Here is an 18,157-nt window from a genome sequence, read left to right on the forward strand (position 1 = left end):
CTTCACAATCTAATTTGTAGAACAACTCAATTTACAAAATGTCTTGCAAGGTCTTTTCAAGAGTTTCAAAGGTAAACGTGTAACCTTCACTTTCTAACCGTTCTGGAAGAACCCACCGACTTTTTAATACTAATTCTGTTTCAGTTTTAACTAGCAGTGAGCCAATTTCCAACATCCATTTGGGTGATGGTATACCAAATGGAACATTCATCGTTTTTCTTAACTCTTTCATCAATTTACGATTACTAACAGGTTGTGGTGAAGAGCAATTAAATACACCACTTAAACCTTCTTTATCTTTCAAAAATAGAACGATCTGAAACAAATCCTCGACATGCACCCAACTAAACATTTGGTTTCCCGTTCCCTGAATACCTCCAAGTCCAAATTTCATTAAATTTCGATAAGGTATAATTACTCCGCCGTTCTTTCCTAAAACAATAGCTATACGTAATGCAATTTGTCTAGTTTTTGGCAAGTCAAAGGAAAAGAAGGTTTTCTCCCAATTTGTTGCAACATTAACGGAGAATCCAGAACCGATTTCTCCATTCTCCTCTGTCATTGGACGATCTTCTGCGTGTCGATATATAGTTGCCGTACTGGAATTCATCCAAACTTTAGGTGGATTATTACATAACTGTATAGACTCTCCAAGGAGTGTAGTGGTCCAAATCCTTGAATTCATAATTTCATGCTTATTTGCTTCATTGTACCTACAATTCACAGTTTTACCAGCAAGATTAATAAGAATTTCACTATCCTCTAATGCCTCTAAAATCCCTGCCTGATCTTCCCAAGAGATATGTTGCTTTTGCCTTGATATGATATATACCTCATACCCTAATTCCTTAAATTTTTTATGAAAATATTCACCGATGAAGCCTGTTCCCCCTGCTAAAACTACTTTTTGCATAAAAAAACTCCAATCTATTCTAAAATGTTACTTATTCTAATAATTCCTTCTTGAATATATGCTACCCATAAGCTTAAGTACATATATTCATGGTACACACCTTAAACCCATATAGTGGTTTTGTTGTAGACAAGATCACTGTTGAATACTTTTTCGATTACTTCCGATAACTCAATTGGAAAATTAACTTTATCATCACTATTTACAAACAATTCCCTTTATTTTATCCACTTCATTCATAGAGGGTACTCCTCTAACAGAATCTGCAAAGTAGAAATAACCCTTCCATCCAGTATTTCCGAAATAAAACTCTCCTTGGAAAACTTCTGTAAGTTTATGAACGTTTAGCCCGATTTCCTCTTTTATTTCCCGTTTTGCACACTCTAAAGGTGTTTCTCCTAATTCCTGTTTGCCCCCTGGGAAATTCCAAAGGTTTGCCCTATCTTGTACTACTAAAATATTATGGTCCTCATCTTTTATTAGGACACGAGAAAATACTTTATCCATAAAACCATCCTTTTACCAAAATCTTGATTCTACAAAATTCCACGTACAAAAAGATTCTCCTTCTTCAAGTAAACTGCTTATTTAGCACAATAGGATACAGAACCTCTCCTTATAGATAATTATATTTTTGTTTATTACATGAGCCTGCTGATGTTAGCTAAGATTTATAAGATTTGGAATTTTTAACTATATTTTACCATAACAAGAAATGATCGCTGATTCTTATCAAAAAGACAAATCAAAAAAGCACCCTAAACACACTACGACAATATCAATTGTCAAAATGCATTGAGGGTGCTAATTATTATCCTTAATTTTTACTTACTTCTCGTCACTAACACGAGTGATTTTGATATCTTTTAGTAATTCCCTTACCACATAACTTGCCATAACCAATCCGGCCACTGATGGAACAAAAGCGTTCGATGCTGGAGGCATTTTCGCCTTACGAATTGGCGCATCTTCCTTCCCAACAACCTTGCGTACATCTTCACGGATGACAACTGGGCTCTCATCAGAAAAGACAACTGGAATCCCTTTTCGAATGCCCTCTTTTCTTAACTTTGTACGAATCACTTTAGCAATTGGATCCGTATGAGTTTTTGAAATATCAGCAATTTGGAAACGAGTCGGGTCCATTTTGTTCGCTGCTCCCATACTCGAAATAATCGGGATATTTCGCTTTAAGCATTCTTTCATCAAGTGAATTTTATAGACAATCGTATCTGATGCATCCACGACAAAATCCAAGCCATATTCAAAAATCTGTTCATACGTTTCTTCTGTATAAAACATTTTTAACGCAATGACTTCACATTCTGGATTGATATCTTTAATGCGCTCTTTCATCAAGTCAGCCTTTGGCCTTCCAACTGTTGATAATAAAGCAATAATTTGTCTATTCACATTCGTAATATCTACATCATCTTTATCGATAAGAATTAATCTTCCTACTCCAGAACGAGCTAGTGCTTCAGCTGCAAATGAGCCTACTCCACCGATTCCAAGTACAGCAACTGTACTATTTTTCATGATATCTAGCCCTTCTGTTCCAATGGCTAGCTCATTTCGTGAAAATTGATGCAACATGTAATAACCACTCCAACATTCAATATAATTAAAGCATGCTTCTATTTTTACCCGTTAAGAATATACCATACTTTTTATGTATTTGTTTTATTTGCGCAAAAAAAAATTCATGCATAGCTGCATGAACGGGTTTAAAAATGAAAGAGTCCCAATTGTGCCGTCGCATTTTTTTCCTTCGTTTTGAACCCGCACTCAGCAGGTGGGTGTTCTGTTCCAAGCTTTTGTAAGTCCTATGTACAAGGTACTAGGCATTTACTTCACTCGAAAACGCGAACTCCCGAAGGTAGTATGTTAGGTCAAAACATAGGGTCTACCACAAACACATCAGGACTCTTTCTTATTGGTATTATCTTAGCATATTGAGGCGCTCCGTTCAAGGAAACAAGCCTTGAAGATATTTCCAGTTCTACTGTTAAAAACCTTTCGTTTTCAAACAGCCTAACCTAATGCTATTGATTATTTCAATTTCAAAGCTAAATGAAGGTCAGTTAGCTGTGCTTCGCTCACTTCTCCAGGTGCTTCTGTTAACAAGCAGCTTGCGCTTGCTGTTTTCGGGAAGGCAATCGTATCACGAAGGTTCGTACTGCCTGCAAGAAGCATCACAAGACGATCCAATCCTAATGCAATTCCACCGTGTGGGGGTGTTCCGTATTCAAACGCCTCAAGTAAGAAGCCAAATTGCTCTCTTGCTTCCTCTTGTGTAAAGCCAAGAACTTCGAACATTTTCTCTTGAACGTCCTTTTCAAAAATACGTAGGGAACCTCCACCAAGCTCATAGCCGTTTAATACTAAGTCGTATGCTTGGGCACGTACTTCTCCTGGATTTGTATCTAACAATGGTAAGTCTTCACGAACTGGCATAGTAAATGGATGGTGAGCAGCAAAATAACGACCCGCTTCTTCATCGTACTCTAATAATGGCCAGTCAGTAACCCAAAGGAAGTTAAACTTGCTTTGATCAATTAGACCAAGCTCTTTTCCAAGCTTCAAACGAAGGGCTCCAAGCGCATCAGCAACAACGCTTCTTTTATCTGCTACAAATAGTAATAAGTCTCCTGCTTCTACTTCTAAAGCAGAGTTGATTCCAGCTGCTTCATCTTCAGTGATAAATTTAGAAATTGGACCTTTTAAGCCATCCTCTTCAGCTTTTAACCAAGCAAGACCTTTCGCACCATAAACAGCAACAAATTCTGTTAAAGCATCAATGTCTTTACGAGAGTAGTTCGCTGCAGCGCCTTTCACATTAATCGCCTTCACTTGACCACCTGAAGAAACGGCACCCGCAAATACCTTAAAGCTTGAATCCTTCACAATCTCTGATAGATCAACAAGTTCTAGACCAAAGCGAGTATCTGGCTTGTCTGAGCCGAAACGTCCCATCGCTTCATCATATGGCATACGGGCAAAAGGAATGGCAACTTCTATTCCTTTTACTTCCTTCATCATCTTCTGCATCATTTGTTCCATCATCGCGATGATGTCATCTTGACTCAAGAAGCTTGTTTCGATATCGATTTGTGTAAATTCAGGCTGACGGTCAGCACGTAAATCTTCATCACGGAAACAGCGAGCAATTTGATAATAACGCTCAATTCCACCAACCATGAGAAGCTGTTTGAAAATCTGTGGTGATTGTGGCAAGGCATAGAATTCACCAGGATGAACACGGCTAGGAACGAGATAATCACGTGCTCCTTCAGGCGTACTCTTCGTTAACATTGGTGTCTCAATATCTAAGAAACCTTCACCATCTAAAAAGTCACGAACAACTTTCGTTACTTGGTGGCGCATTTTAAACGTTTCAAACATCACTGGACGTCTTAAATCAAGATAACGATACTTTAGACGAACATCCTCAGACGCATCTGTTTTATCAGTAATTGTAAAAGGAGGTGTCTTCGCTTCATTAATAATCGTAACTTCCTTCGCTTTTACCTCGATTTTACCAGTCTTTAAGTTTTCATTGATTGTCCCACCTTCACGAGCGACAACCGTTCCTTTAATATCAAGGACATATTCATTTCTAATTTTTTCAGCAACTGCTAGTGCTTCTGGTGATTCTTCTGGATTAAATACAACCTGGACAATCCCCGTGCGGTCACGTAGGTCGATAAAAATAAGTCCCCCTAAATCACGACGCTTTTGCACCCAACCTTTTAACGTTACTTGTTCACCAATTGCTTGCTCTGGTACCTCTCCGCAAAAAAATGTTCTCCCGTACACGAAAAAACCTCCCTTATTCAAATGAAGACTTAAATTTATCAATGAACTCATCAAGGCTGTATTCAACTTGCTCGCCTGATGCTAACGATTTAACGTTGATTTTGTTTGCTTTTAACTCGTCTTCCCCAAGAATGGCCACATATTTGGCATTTAGACGGTCAGCTGCTTTAAACTGAGCTTTAATTTTTCGATCCAAATAATCACGTTCTGCTGAGAAACCTGCTTTTCTAAGCTTGTGTAGTAACCCAACAGTATAATCCTGTGCCGCTTCTCCTAAACCAACGAGATATACATCGATTCCTTCGTTAAGAGGAAGTTCAATATTCTCAGCTGCAAGTGCTGCGATAAAGCGTTCAATACTTAGACCAAATCCAATCCCTGGAGTTTCAGGTCCACCAACTTCTTCTACTAAGCCGTTATAGCGTCCTCCTCCACATAGGGTTGTAATCGCTCCAAAGCCTTCTGCATCACTCATAATTTCAAAAGCAGTGTGATTATAATAATCTAGTCCGCGTACAAGGTTCGAATCCACTTCAAACGGAATTTCTAATGCCGTTAAGTAGCTTTGAACCTTTTCAAAATAAGCGCGAGAATCATCATTTAAGAATTCTAGAATGGAAGGAGCAGACTTCATCAATTCGTGATCTCTGTCTTTTTTACAATCAAGAATTCTTAATGGATTTTTCTCCAAACGATTTTGACAATCGCCACAGAATTCACCGATGCTAGGTTTAAAATGATTAATAAGCGCTTCACGGTGCGCTGTTCTACTTTCTTTATCACCTAAGCTATTGATGACGAGCTTCAGCTTTTTCAGACCCATTTTTTGATAGAGGCTGAATGCTAATGAAATAACTTCCGCATCAATCGCTGGATCAGCACTTCCTAATGCCTCTACCCCAAACTGTACGAATTGGCGGAAACGGCCAGCTTGTGGTCTCTCATAACGAAACATTTGTCCCATATAGTAGAGTTTGATCGGCTGGTTCGCATAGCCGAACATCTTTTGCTCAACAAAGGAGCGTACAACTCCAGCTGTTCCTTCAGGACGTAGAGTAAGACTTCTTCCACCTCTGTCCTCAAAGGTATACATTTCTTTCTGGACGATATCAGTTGTGTCTCCTACACTTCTTGTGAAAAGCTCTGTTTGTTCAAAAATAGGAGTACGAATTTCCTTGTATTGAAATTTCTCACATAGCTCACGTGCATTTTTTTCGATGAGCTGCCATTTTTCTACTTCCCCAGGTAAAATATCCTGCGTTCCCCTTGGAATACTAATAGACATGAAAATCCTCCTTGCAATTTTTCCGATTATAATACAAAAAACTCCCGTCTCTTGTATACGAATATACAAGGGACGAGAGTTTGAATTCCCGTGGTGCCACCCTAATTGAAGGCGTAATAAAATATACGCTCCTCCACTTTTACAGTTAACGCCTGTTCACGTTCCTCTCCTACTAAAGAAAATCTCTCTTTCAGAGTGAAGCCTACGGAGTGTTCGTTCATTAAGTCATTATGTAGAAATGCTTTCAGCCTACGACATTTCCTCTCTAGTCATATGTTTCTTAACTACTTTGCTCCATCAACGGTTATGATGTTCTCTTACTTTATTTATATAATATTACGGACCAAAGACTCAATTGTCAAGTGCATTCATGAACGTTCTAAATGTTTCTTCAGCTTTCGAACATCTCGTAAGGTTAATCCAAATTCCGAAGCCAATTCGACCATGTTTAAACTCTGTTCTTTTTGTGTAAAATCATGAAAGTCTACTCCAAATAATTGATTTTCTCCTTGTTGAGTCGACAGGCCTTTATCACTAAATCTCATCACTACCACCCTTTTATGTTTGTTACTATTATTCTTTCCCGAATGGGGCAAAAAATTTTCATAACCACTGAGAAAAAGAGTAAAAAGGCTCAATATCAGGAAAATTATCCCTTCCAATAGGAGTTGTTTCCTTATATAATGGAATCGATTTACTAGAATGGAAAATGTAAATGGAATTTTTGAGGCAACAAAGGGAGGCACGAATGTTAAAAAACAAACAATTATACCTATTACTTTGTCTAATACTATTTATCAGCGTAATAACCCCAGCGAAGCAGACAAGCGCCGCAGGCACGATTACGATTTCTGTAGAGGATTTGAATGTACGTGAAGGCCCAGGCCTGAGCTACAAGGTTATTGAGAAGGTACAGAAGAATAAGCAATTCACCTTAGTTAAAGAACAAGGTGACTGGTACCAGATCAAATTAAGTTCAGGAAAAAATGGCTGGGTCGCGAATTGGCTCGTTTCGAAAAAAGAGACAGCAACAACGTCGAAAGCTACAAGCCAAAATGGCACGATAACAGGTAATAATGTTAGAGTTCGAACCGGAGCTGGGACAAGCTATCAAGTCGTCGGCTCATTAAACAAAGGCGATACGGTCGAAGTCCTTGAGCAAAACGGCAATTGGCTGAAAATAAATGCGCGGATTGGTAAGGGCTGGATTTCAAAAGACTATGTTCAAACGAATAAAGCCCAAACGGCAGCAACTAAATCAGGAAAGGTGACTGCCAGCAACTTAAACGTTCGTTCGACCCCTGCTCTAAATGGCAAGGTGCTCGGAAAACTAGCAAAAGGGACAACCGTCACCATTCATTCTGAAAAAACTGGTTGGGTCGAGATTACTTTTAATGGACAACGAGCTTGGGTAAGCAGTGAATTTGTTTCAAGTCAATCTACAACTACGAGTACAACTCCCTCTACGCCAACCACTAATACAACTGGTGTGAGCGGTAAGGTAACTGCAACCTCGCTCAATGTTAGGAGTAAGGGTGATCTAAGTGGACAAGTAGTCGGGAATGTGTCAAAAGGTCAATCCTTCAAAATATTAGAGGAAGCAAATAACTGGGTTAAAATCGAGTATAAGACAGGAAAAACAGGCTGGGTTGCGAGCTGGTATATCGAAAAATCAACCTCGACTTCTTCTAGTAGTGATTCAGTAAAAAATAGTACTTTAACCATTGACAACAATGGCACCAATATTCGATCCAGCGCTAGTTTAAATGCTAGTGTAATTGCTAGAGCAGATGCAGGTCAGACGTTTTCCATTGTTAAGATTCACAATGATTGGTACGAAATAAAACTAGCAAACGGAAAAAGTGGCTTTGTCGCTGGCTGGATTGTTTCAGTAAGCAGCGGCGTTCCTCAGGTTGAAAAGAATAATAGTAGCTCTGATTTAAAGAATAAAAAAATCCTGATTGATCCTGGTCACGGTGGAAGAGATAGTGGGACAATAGGAGCACAAGGCTCTCTTGAAAAGCAACTCACGCTAAAAACTGGTCAGCTTTTATACAATAAGCTCAAAGCAAGAGGGGCAAATGTATTACTAACAAGAAGCAATGACCAATATGTTTCGCTCGCTACAAGGGTGAGTATGGCTCATTATCAAAATGCCGATGCTTTTATCAGTATTCATTTTGACAGCATTAATGACCGTACTGTAAGGGGGATGACAAGCTATTACTATCATTCCTATCAAAAGGATTTAGCACAAACGGTACATAAAGCAACCATCGCACAGACAAAAATGAAAGACCGTGGCGTTCGCCAAGGAAATTACCATGTCATTCGCGAGAATAGACAGGATGCGATTTTGCTAGAGCTTGGTTACTTAAGTAACCCGACAGAAGAGATGCTCGTAAAGACCAGCCAATACCAAGATCAAGTTACAAATGGTATTGTGCAAGGATTGAATAATTATTTTAATTAGTAATATCGAAGCCCTCCTAAAGTGGTCTCATTACCTTTTTAGGAGGGCTTTGTATATGACGGCTTCATGCGGACACTATTGTTTGGTATTTGAAAAAAGTTGTCTTCATGACTCGTTCATGCGGACACTATCGATGGATCTTTCAATATAGTTGTCTTTATGAACAAAGAGTAAGTAAAAAACGAGAGCCCTCAAGCTCTCGTTTTTACTTACTCTCTAAGATTAGCGTCACAGGGCCATCGTTCGTTAGTTGCACGTCCATCATCGCGCCAAACTTACCCGTTTCAACCTTGATTCCTTTTTCTCTTAAAATGTGATTAAATCCCTCATAGATTTGCTCAGCGTGTTCAGGTCTCGCTGCATCCATAAAATTAGGTCTTCTTCCTTTTCGACAATCACCATACAGTGTAAATTGAGAAACGGACAGAATCTCTCCTCCAACATCTAAGAGAGAAAAGTTCATTTTGTCAGCCTCATCCTCAAAGATTCGAAGATTCGCCACCTTATCAGCCAGGAAAACGGCGTCTTCTTCTTTATCCTCGTGTGTGACTCCAACTAGTAAAACTAGCCCTTTATCGATTTTCCCAACAACTTCCCCATCGACCGTTACCTGTGCTTCCTTACTTCGTTGAACAACAATTCTCATGAACAACCCTCCTAAAAAAAGAAAGATCTTCCATGGCGAAAGATCAATTCATTATTCTTCTTACAGAATATATATCTGGAATTTGTTTGATGCGCTCGACAACCTTTTGTAGATGAGCAACATTAACGATCATAATTGTCATGCTGATGGTTGCCATTTTGTTTCGATCGGATTTACCTGTAACTGCAGAAATATTCGTTTTTGTTTCACTAACCGCCTGCAATACTTCGTTTAGCAATCCTCTGCGATCATACCCTGATATTTCAATATCGACATTGTATTCCTTCCGATCGTTTAGGGATGTCTCCCATTCAACCGGAATGAGACGCGCCTTGGCATCAGCCGTATCGATATTTGTACAATCAGCACGGTGTACAGAAACCCCGCGACCCTTTGTAATAAATCCAACGATATCATCACCAGGAACCGGACTACAGCATCTTGAAAGTCGGATTAAGAGATTATCTATTCCTGTTACGCGAACACCGGATTCCCGTTTCTTTTTCGTCGGGAAGGATTTTAACTCACTAACCGCGTTGGCAATCGTTGTAATCTGCTCCAAATCTCTTTGCTTACGCCATTTTTCCGTTAAGCGGTTCGCAACTTGAAGAGCTGTAATCCCGTTATAACCAACTGCTGCATACATATCGTCTTCACTGAAGAAGTTGAATTTTTCAGCAACACGCTTGATATTATCAGGAGTTAAAATTTCTTTTAAGTCAAACTCCATATTTTTAATTTCTTTTTCAACAAGCTCGCGGCCCTTTTCAACATTCTCTTCTTTCCGCTGTTTCTTGAAAAATTGGCGAATTTTATTTTTAGCCTGGGACGTTTGCGCAATTTTGACCCAATCCTGACTTGGACCATAAGAATGCTTCGATGTAAGAATTTCGACAATGTCCCCTGTTTTTAATTCATAATCAAGGGTGACCATTTTCCCGTTCACTTTTGCCCCGATTGTCTTGTTTCCGATTTCGGAATGAACTCGATAAGCAAAATCAATTGGAACAGAGCCCGCTGGTAACTCTATAACATCGCCCTTCGGTGTAAAAATAAAGACCATGTCGGAGAATAGATCAATTTTAAGAGATTCCATGAATTCTTCTGCATTCGTTGCATCATCCTGGAATTCTAAAATCTCTCTAAACCAGGATAGCTTATCCTCTAAAGATGAGCCTTCATTCGCTGCTTTTCCTTCTTTATAAGCCCAATGGGCAGCAATCCCGAATTCAGCGATACGATGCATCTCAGAAGTACGAATTTGAACTTCTAATGGGTCGCCCTTAGGACCAATGACCGTAGTATGAAGGGACTGATACATATTTGGCTTCGGCATCGCGATATAGTCTTTAAATCGACCAGGCATCGGCTTCCAGCAAGTGTGGATGATTCCTAGTACCGCGTAACAATCCTTAATGCTGTTAACAACAATTCGAACAGCAAGCAAATCATAGATTTCATTGAACTGCTTATTTTGAAGAGCCATTTTACGATAAATGCTATAGATATGCTTTGGTCTTCCAGAAATATCTGCCTTAATTGCGACTTCATCTAAACCAGTCCGCATTTCCTTAATAACATCTTCTAGATATTGCTCTCGTTCAGCACGCTTCTTCTTCATTAAGTTAACTATGCGGTAATATTGTTGTGGATTTAGATAGCGTAATGCCGTATCCTCAAGCTCCCACTTAATCTTCGAAATTCCAAGACGATGTGCCAATGGTGCAAAAATTTCTAATGTTTCATTAGCAATACGTCTCTGCTTTTCAGCAGTCAGGTGCTTCAATGTACGCATATTATGAAGACGGTCAGCTAGCTTAATCAAAATGACACGAATGTCCTGTGCCATCGCCACAAACATTTTACGATGATTCTCAGCTTGTTGTTCTTCATGGGATTTATATTTAATTTTACCGAGCTTTGTCACACCATCGACGAGCATTGCGACTTCGTCATTAAAAGCTTCACGGATATCATCGAACGTAACATCTGTATCTTCTACAACATCGTGAAGAAAACCAGCTGCAACCGTATCATGGTCCATTTGCAGATCGGCTAAGATTCCAGCAACCTGAATTGGATGGATAATATACGGTTCTCCCGATTTTCTATATTGGTCACGATGAGCATGTCTTGCAAATTCATATGCTTTTTGAACAGTCTTGACATGTTCATCATTTAAATATTCCCTTGTTCTATCGATGACCTGTTCGGCTGTCAAAACTTGTTCATTGGCCATGTAATCACCTTATCTATAGAGGTATTTGTTATTCGCTTGTGAAAACTTATTTCTCACAAATTGTTACTTCCAGAGCATATTATTAAAGACTTTATCTCTATACCGAGAGAAAGTGCCTATATGTGAAAAATTAGAACTGAAGATTGCTTCATAAAAATATTATAATTGTTACTATTATCGAAAAAAAAAGCCAATCTGTAAAGAGATCGAGCACTCTTTTTCGAGAAAAATAAAAAATATGTCGAAATCTGCCCATTTTGTCATGTATCTTGGAATGCTGGCGATTTATACACCCAGTTTAACTAGGAATCTAGTAGAGTTTGTCCTATAAAGGTAGTTTATTGGACAGAATTACCTCTGATTCCAACTGTTTGTCCTCTAAAAAGAAATAGAGAAAGCTGTCCACAAATGGATACTAGAGCAACCTATCGGGACAGCTTTCCTACCTATTAAAATTGCATTAATGTTAAAACGTCATACCCATCTAGCTTTGTTTTTCCATCTAAATATGTTAATTCGATTAAGAAGGCGATTCCAGCAACGACTCCACCTAGTTCTTCCACTAGCTTGATTGTAGCTTCAATCGTACCGCCTGTTGCAAGAAGGTCATCTGTAATTAGAACACGCTGACCTGGCTTAATTGCATCCTTATGAATAGTTAGAACATCCGTCCCATACTCTAGGCCGTATTCCACTTTAACCGTTTCTCTTGGTAGCTTACCTTCCTTACGAACAGGAGCAAAACCTACTCCTAAAGAATAAGCAACCGGGCAGCCAATGATAAATCCACGAGCTTCAGGTCCAACAATTATATCAATTTCTCTCTCACGAGCATACTCAACAATTTTATCTGTAGCATAACGATACGCTTCTCCATCGTTCATCAATGGAGTGATATCCTTAAATTTAATTCCTGGCTTTGGCCATCCATCTACAATTGCAACATGTTGCTTTAAATCCATTTTTCAACTGCCTCCTCATTGTTAACCGACCCGTGCATCATTTGGTCAAACTTTTCCTTTAACTGTTCAACCGATGAATATAACAACTCTCCTTCAAGAGCATAATGTGCTTGCTTTTGTTGGTATGTGATCGATTCTGATAAATCTTTTTTATTTTTAACCTGATTTAAGGTAATAAATCCATTATTTTGATTGATAAAATCTAATTCTAAAAATACTTCGGACATAAAGTCAATCGTTGCCCTTGTCCACCCGCGATGCTTTGCAAGGTCATCACCATATTTCTTCAAGTCAAATGGTGCTTTTTTTGTTAAAAACGCATAGTACCATTTGAAATGCTCCCGCGTTGGCATCGTAGAGAAATAGTCACTTTCCTCACTATGAAAATGGGCGTATATTCTAGCTGGTGTTTTCCCTTCTATTAACGCAAGCAAAATTTCCTTAGAAGGTGGTAAATCCACAAGCACGATATTTTGGTCCGAAATCTCTAATGCTTTTGCTTCTTCAATGGAATTGATGAAGATAGTATCTGCGATTTCATCTTTAGCTACTTTATGGGCATGTTTTTCATTAAAGAGAATCCATTTCCCATTCGAAACAAGTCCTGCCAACTTTTCCACTCGCTTTAAACCACGATAATCAAACAGTTGCCATTCTTGAACCGCCAAATCTTGAAGAAAGATTTGTGGCTTTCGAATATTATTCCATTCGTTGATGGCTAACTCTCCAATGGCCGCTAGCTTAGAATGAGATGATACTTCGTCAACTAGCGCACCAAGACCGAAACCAACACCATCTAGTGTATTTCCTTGCACCTCTAACATGAGCTTCAAGTGATTTTGGTCCGCACCAATTTTCTTAATCTGAGCGATGTTCGCCTCTTTGATTAAAACTCTCGGTTTTGGATTGTGCATGCCAAACGGAGCAAGCATTTGCATTTCCTCAATAGCAGCTAAATTTACGTCTCGCAAATCAACCTCACTATCAAGCTTTGTTACCGGAATAAAATCATCCTCAGTTAACTGTTCAGTTGCTAGCTGATTTAAACGACTACGAAGAAGAGGAACATCCTCTATTTTCAAAGTCATACCAGCCGCCATCGGGTGTCCACCAAAATGTGGTAAAATCTCTCGACAAGTAGATAGGTTTTGGAACAAATCAAATCCTGCGATACTTCTTGCTGAACCTTTTGCCAAGCCCTTTTCTTCATCATAGCTTAAGACAATGGCTGGTCGATAAAATCGATCAACTAATTTTGAAGCGACAATCCCGATAACACCGGCATTCCAACCAGCCTTACCAACAACAATAACAGGGTTTTCTTCGATCGGAAAATTCTCTTCTACTTCTTTTATCGCTTCTTCAGCCATTTCCGTTACAATAGCTTGTCTTTCTTTATTGAGAGCATCTATTTCCTCAGCAATTGCTTCTGCTTCATTTGCATCTTCTGTAAGGAGGAGCTCAACCGCGATATCAGCACTATCAAGTCTTCCGGCCGCATTGATTCTTGGACCAAGTGCGAAACCAATTGTTTCTTCATTAACTGTCGATAAATCAGTTCCTGCCAACTTCAATAATGCTTTTAATCCATGGTTTTCCGACTTCTGTAAAGCACGAATTCCCCGCTTGGCAATTAATCGATTTTCATCCTTGAGTGGAACTAAGTCGGCAATCGTACCAATTGCTGCAAATTCTAATAAATGCTCAGGTACTTTTCCAAGCAAGGCATGTGCAAGTTTGAAAGCCACACCTACCCCAGCCAATTCTCGAAATGGATAAGTACTATCTTCAAGCTTTGGATGAATAATAGCAATGGCTTCAGGAAGTTCAGGTCCTGGCTCATGGTGGTCTGTAATGATTAAGTCTAGGCCAAGTTCCTTCGCTACCTGTGCTTCATGTACAGCTGCAATTCCGGTATCAACCGTAATGATTAATCGAACACCATTTTCCGCTGCATATCTAAACGCGTTTTCATTAGGTCCATAACCTTCTGTAAAGCGATTCGGAATATAATATTGAACATTGGCGCCTAATTCGCGTAGGGCAATCATCATAACAGAGGTACTCGTAACTCCGTCTGCATCATAATCACCAAAAATTAAGATCGGTTCATTATTTGTAATTGCCTCTTTTATGCGAGACACCGCAATATCCATGCCTAATAAGATGAATGGATCATGAAATTCAAGCTCTCTTTCAAAAAGAAAGGATCTCGCGTCCTCGGGCGAATCTATTCCACGCTTGACCAGCAATGACGCAACAAGAGGTGTAATGCTCAATTCCTCTGCAAGCTTTTCTTTTTTCTCCACGTCAACCGGTTCGCAAATCCATCTTGTTTTCGGTTTTAACATACGTCCACCTCTCAACTGTTCTATTATACTAGAGGGTGAATGGCTGTTCAAGAAAGATTCCTTTCCAGAAAAAAGGCTACGAATTTTTCGTAACTTTTAAGTCTGAACTTTTTTCTATTTAATCCTCTGGGTTATACGGATTTATATGGACAAAAACATCCTCTACATTTGCTTTTTCCATCAGTTTCTTCTTAACATCCTTGCCAACTAAATGACCTTCTTCTACTGTCATATGAGGATCGACTGAGATTTTCAAATCAATAATGACATAGGGTCCATGCTCTCTTGCGTGTAGCGCATCTATTTTCTTGACCTCTGGAACAGTCTCAACTAGTTTTCTTAATTCCAGTGTATCTTCATCGTGTAGAACGTGGTCCATCGTATTGTGAATGGCTTCCTTGCCTAATGTCCATGCCATTTTTAAAATCATGATCGAAACAACGATTCCCGCAACTGGATCAGCATATTCCAACCATTCGATGTGAAAGTACCCTCCGACAATCGCAGCGCCAATTCCGATTAATGCAGCAAATGAGGAATAAACATCTGAACGGTGGTCATAGGCCGTGACAATTAAGGCATCACTATTTAATTTTTTCGCCTGGTCATATGTATAGCGAAACATCGCTTCTTTTACTACTATCGAAAGAATGACAGCGTATATCGCAACTGTTTTTGGTGCCTCAATCGGGGCAAAGAAAGAGCGAAACGATGACTCTCCAATTTGGAAACCAACTAACACGAGTAATACGGCAACAATAATCGCCGCAATTGACTCTGCTTTCCCATGTCCATAGGGGTGATCTTCATCGGGAGGCTGTTTTGCTGCCTTTAAACCGATTAAAACAGCTAGGGAGCCAGCAACATCAGAAGCTGAATTTACTGCATCTGCCATTAATGCCCGACTGTTTGCATATAATCCAATGCCCCACTTCATTAACGCTAAAATAAGATTTCCCACAATCCCAATGATTGCCACAAACTCCGCTTTTTTAAAGCGTTCATCCTTTTGCACCGAATTACTCTCTCCTTTTTAAATCATACCCAAATAGTGTACCCCAAAAAGAAAGTCAAAACAAAGAAAAGAAAACCGCAGGAAATCCTGCGGTTAGACTTGTGGTTCATCCGTCTTCTTACGTTTTTCTTTATACGTAATAATGACACCTTTTTTCTTTAGTTCTCTTTTCTTAAATTCTACCCATAACTGAGCAGCAATAAAGATAGATGAGTAAGTACCCACTAGTAATCCAACTAACAAAGCAATTGAGAATGGTCGAATTGACTCACTTCCGAAAATCATGAGTGCAATAACGGTTAAAGTGACCATCAATACCGTATTAACGGAACGACCAAGGGTTTGTCGAAGACTCTTGTTCGCGATATCTGAGATATCCTCAAAAGACTTGATTTTTCTTCTCTTTTGCATATTTTCACGCATACGGTCAAAGGTTACGATCGTATCATTGATGGCATAACCGATAATCGTTAGTACTGCCGCAATAAAGTTTAGATCAACTTCCATACGACTAATGCTGAACACAGGGAAAATGAAGAATGTCGCATACAATAAAGCAATAATTGCAGCAACTCCCATATGAAACTCGAATCGGAACGTAACAAAAATAATTAGTCCGATTGTTGCAATAATCATTGCATATATAGCGTTTTTCGCTATTTCTTTTCCTACAGTTGGAGTAACACTACTTACGTTCGGTTCTGAACCAAACGTATCTTTAAATGACTCTTTTAATTCAGCAATTTCATTTTTCGATAGGACATCTGTGAATCGAGCTACACCGATCTCTTTGTCTTCGCCTGAAATGACAATATCGTCTGTTTCATATCCCATTTTTTCAAACGCACTTGCCACAGTTTCTGTTGTCAGTGGCGAATCTGAAAGAATTTCAACGCGCGTTCCTTTTGAAAAATCAATCGCTAGATTTAAGCGAAGGACTCCAAGTGCAATAACACCTACAACAAATAATATAATCGAGATTCGGAAAAATCTTTTACGACTCTTCACAAAATCGAATCGATCAAATTTTGTTGTTAAGTCTAGTGTATCGACGCCTTCAGCAATATCATGTATTTGACTCGGTTTAACCCCAAACCAGCTTGGTTTGTTTGCAAGGGCATTGCTGTTGACCCACAAACCTAAAAGCCATCTTGATAAGTAAACATTGGTGATAAAACTTACAAGAATACTGATGATTAAGCTTGTCGCAAATCCTTTAACTGAGCTTTGACCAAAGAAGAACAGTACAACACCTGCTAAAAGAGTTGTTAAGTTTGCATCTGTAACAGTTGACAAGGAACTTTCATTCCCTGCTTTGAAAGCTGCTTTAACAGACTTTCCTACCCTTAACTCTTCTCGAATTCTTTCATACGTGATGATATTCGCATCAACCGCCATACCGACCCCGAGAATTAACGCGGCAATACCAGGTAGAGTTAATACAACGTTCATCCAATCAAAAATAAGTAGCGTGATGTAGCAATATACGGTAAGCGTGATGGTTGCAATAATTCCTGGGAAACGATAATAGAACATCATGAATAAGAAAATGGCAATTACCCCGATAACCCCAGCAATAACGGTCTTTTCCATCGCTTGCTCTCCGAATTTAGCTCCTACGGACATAGAGTATGTTTCGTCAAGCTTAACAGGTAGCGCACCCGCGTTTAATAGTGAGGAAAGATTGGTAGCTTCTTCTAATGTGAAATTACCAACAATTGAAACGGAATCTTGGTTAAATATTTGATTTACAGTAGGTGCAGACAAGAACTTAGGATTCTCTTTTAAGATCTCTTCCTTATAAGAATCCTTGCCTTCCTCAAAGTCTAACCAAATAACTAAAACGTTATTAGGCGCACCCATATTTAAAACTTTTTCTGTAACTTCTTTGAATTTATCTGCGCTCTTTAAATCTATGGAAATACTAGGTTTTCCATTTTCATCAAAAGTTTGTTTTGCCCCGTTTTCCTTCAAATCTGCTCCGTCCATGAGAAGATTATCATTCGCATCACGGAAAGATAGATTTGCTTCTGTGGAAAGCATTTCTCTAGCTTCATTTTGATCAGTCACACCGGCAAGCTGAACCCTGATTCGGTCGTCGCCTTCAATTTGAATATTAGGCTCACTAACCCCTAATTCGTTAACTCGTCGATCTAACGCGTCAGCAGTGCTTGCTAATATTTTTTCATTAATTTTTTGGCCCTTTTCTGGGGTAACTTGATATAGAACCTCGAAACCACCCTGCAGATCAAGTCCAAGCTTTATATTGCCAACAATATTTTTCGTCGTTGCTCCAAATATTCCAATAGCGATTAGCAAAAATAGAAAAAAAGCAACGATTCTACTACGTTTTACCATTATGTAGATATCCTCCTTACGGTTAAGCAAAAAACGTCAGTTAGAAACTCTCGGTTTTACTACCAAATTAGCAAAAGTCAATATTGTAATTATGAA

The 18,157-nt window shown here is 39.1% G+C and carries 13 protein-coding genes, 1 other RNA gene and 1 other annotated feature; of the genes, 1 reads left to right on the top strand and 13 read right to left on the bottom strand.

From position 1 onward, the window contains the following. Positions 1-31 precede the first annotated feature (31 nt). The 7 genes from FAR12_RS05970 to FAR12_RS23335 all read right to left on the bottom strand — a co-directional run bounded on the left by FAR12_RS05970 (position 32) and on the right by FAR12_RS23335 (position 6,562). Positions 32-913, bottom strand: a complete 882-nt coding sequence (locus FAR12_RS05970; protein ID WP_126407332.1) for a TIGR01777 family oxidoreductase — start codon at positions 911-913, stop codon at positions 32-34. 198 nt (positions 914-1,111) lie between these two features. Further along, positions 1,112-1,420 (bottom strand): NUDIX hydrolase, encoded by a 309-nt coding sequence (locus tag FAR12_RS05975; RefSeq protein WP_246010298.1) that lies wholly within the window; start codon positions 1,418-1,420, stop codon positions 1,112-1,114. Positions 1,421-1,741: 321 nt separating this feature from the next. Then, on the bottom strand, positions 1,742-2,509 hold the full coding sequence (locus FAR12_RS05980) for a tRNA threonylcarbamoyladenosine dehydratase (RefSeq protein WP_126407334.1): 768 nt from the start codon (positions 2,507-2,509) through the stop codon (positions 1,742-1,744). A gap of 141 nt (positions 2,510-2,650) precedes the next feature. Further along, a non-coding RNA gene (gene ssrS / locus FAR12_RS05985) (6S RNA) lies at positions 2,651-2,843 on the bottom strand. A 122-nt stretch (positions 2,844-2,965) separates the two neighbouring features. Beyond that, the gene (aspS, locus tag FAR12_RS05990; protein ID WP_126407336.1) at positions 2,966-4,732 is read right to left on the bottom strand and encodes an aspartate--tRNA ligase; all 1,767 of its coding nucleotides are present in this window, start codon (positions 4,730-4,732) and stop codon (positions 2,966-2,968) included. A 13-nt stretch (positions 4,733-4,745) separates the two neighbouring features. Next, entirely contained in the window at positions 4,746-6,017 is a 1,272-nt protein-coding gene (gene hisS, locus FAR12_RS05995; RefSeq protein WP_126407338.1) for a histidine--tRNA ligase, read from the bottom strand. A 65-nt stretch (positions 6,018-6,082) separates the two neighbouring features. Next, positions 6,083-6,327: a binding site (T-box leader), on the bottom strand. A 58-nt stretch (positions 6,328-6,385) separates the two neighbouring features. After that, complete coding sequence (locus FAR12_RS23335; RefSeq protein WP_170972113.1) at positions 6,386-6,562, bottom strand: hypothetical protein; 177 nt, start codon at positions 6,560-6,562, stop codon at positions 6,386-6,388. A gap of 203 nt (positions 6,563-6,765) precedes the next feature. Between FAR12_RS23335 and FAR12_RS06000 the strand changes: the two genes are divergently transcribed. Next, complete coding sequence (locus FAR12_RS06000; RefSeq protein WP_126407340.1) at positions 6,766-8,490, top strand: N-acetylmuramoyl-L-alanine amidase family protein; 1,725 nt, start codon at positions 6,766-6,768, stop codon at positions 8,488-8,490. Between the two features lie 205 nt (positions 8,491-8,695). Here FAR12_RS06000 and dtd read toward each other — a convergent pair whose 3' ends face one another. The 6 genes from dtd to secDF form a co-directional block, all read right to left on the bottom strand. Beyond that, entirely contained in the window at positions 8,696-9,136 is a 441-nt protein-coding gene (gene dtd / locus FAR12_RS06005) for a D-aminoacyl-tRNA deacylase (protein WP_126407342.1), read from the bottom strand. A gap of 43 nt (positions 9,137-9,179) precedes the next feature. Next, positions 9,180-11,375, bottom strand: coding sequence for a RelA/SpoT family protein (locus tag FAR12_RS06010; protein ID WP_126407344.1), 2,196 nt, complete (start codon positions 11,373-11,375; stop codon positions 9,180-9,182). 449 nt (positions 11,376-11,824) lie between these two features. Then, positions 11,825-12,337, bottom strand: coding sequence for an adenine phosphoribosyltransferase (locus tag FAR12_RS06015; RefSeq protein ID WP_126407346.1), 513 nt, complete (start codon positions 12,335-12,337; stop codon positions 11,825-11,827). After that, on the bottom strand, positions 12,328-14,688 hold the full coding sequence (gene recJ / locus FAR12_RS06020) for a single-stranded-DNA-specific exonuclease RecJ (RefSeq protein WP_126407348.1): 2,361 nt from the start codon (positions 14,686-14,688) through the stop codon (positions 12,328-12,330). Before recJ ends, FAR12_RS06015 begins: the two co-directional genes overlap by 10 nt. Before the next feature lie 118 nt (positions 14,689-14,806). After that, entirely contained in the window at positions 14,807-15,703 is an 897-nt protein-coding gene (locus tag FAR12_RS06025; protein ID WP_126407350.1) for a cation diffusion facilitator family transporter, read from the bottom strand. Positions 15,704-15,796: 93 nt separating this feature from the next. Further along, positions 15,797-18,061 (bottom strand): protein translocase subunit SecDF, encoded by a 2,265-nt coding sequence (gene secDF / locus FAR12_RS06030; protein WP_126407352.1) that lies wholly within the window; start codon positions 18,059-18,061, stop codon positions 15,797-15,799. Between the last annotated feature and the right edge of the window lie 96 nt (positions 18,062-18,157).

The sequence above is a fragment of the Bacillus yapensis genome, assembly GCF_005280205.1.
Classification (GTDB): Bacteria; Bacillota; Bacilli; order Bacillales; family Cytobacillaceae; genus Robertmurraya; species Robertmurraya yapensis.

Bases quoted from the DNA above. Each gene is read 5' to 3' on its own strand.
- dtd (WP_126407342.1), bottom strand. From the start codon at position 9,136: ATGAGAATTGTTGTTCAACGAAGTAAGGAAGCACAGGTAACGGTCGAT.
- FAR12_RS05975 (WP_246010298.1), bottom strand. From the start codon at position 1,420: ATGGATAAAGTATTTTCTCGTGTCCTAATAAAAGATGAGGACCATAAT.
- FAR12_RS06015 (WP_126407346.1), bottom strand. From the start codon at position 12,337: ATGGATTTAAAGCAACATGTTGCAATTGTAGATGGATGGCCAAAGCCA.
- FAR12_RS23335 (WP_170972113.1), bottom strand. From the start codon at position 6,562: ATGAGATTTAGTGATAAAGGCCTGTCGACTCAACAAGGAGAAAATCAA.
- hisS (WP_126407338.1), bottom strand. From the start codon at position 6,017: ATGTCTATTAGTATTCCAAGGGGAACGCAGGATATTTTACCTGGGGAA.
- secDF (WP_126407352.1), bottom strand. From the start codon at position 18,061: ATGGTAAAACGTAGTAGAATCGTTGCTTTTTTTCTATTTTTGCTAATC.
- FAR12_RS06000 (WP_126407340.1), top strand. From the start codon at position 6,766: ATGTTAAAAAACAAACAATTATACCTATTACTTTGTCTAATACTATTT.
- FAR12_RS06010 (WP_126407344.1), bottom strand. From the start codon at position 11,375: ATGGCCAATGAACAAGTTTTGACAGCCGAACAGGTCATCGATAGAACA.
- FAR12_RS05980 (WP_126407334.1), bottom strand. From the start codon at position 2,509: ATGTTGCATCAATTTTCACGAAATGAGCTAGCCATTGGAACAGAAGGG.
- FAR12_RS05970 (WP_126407332.1), bottom strand. From the start codon at position 913: ATGCAAAAAGTAGTTTTAGCAGGGGGAACAGGCTTCATCGGTGAATAT.
- recJ (WP_126407348.1), bottom strand. From the start codon at position 14,688: ATGTTAAAACCGAAAACAAGATGGATTTGCGAACCGGTTGACGTGGAG.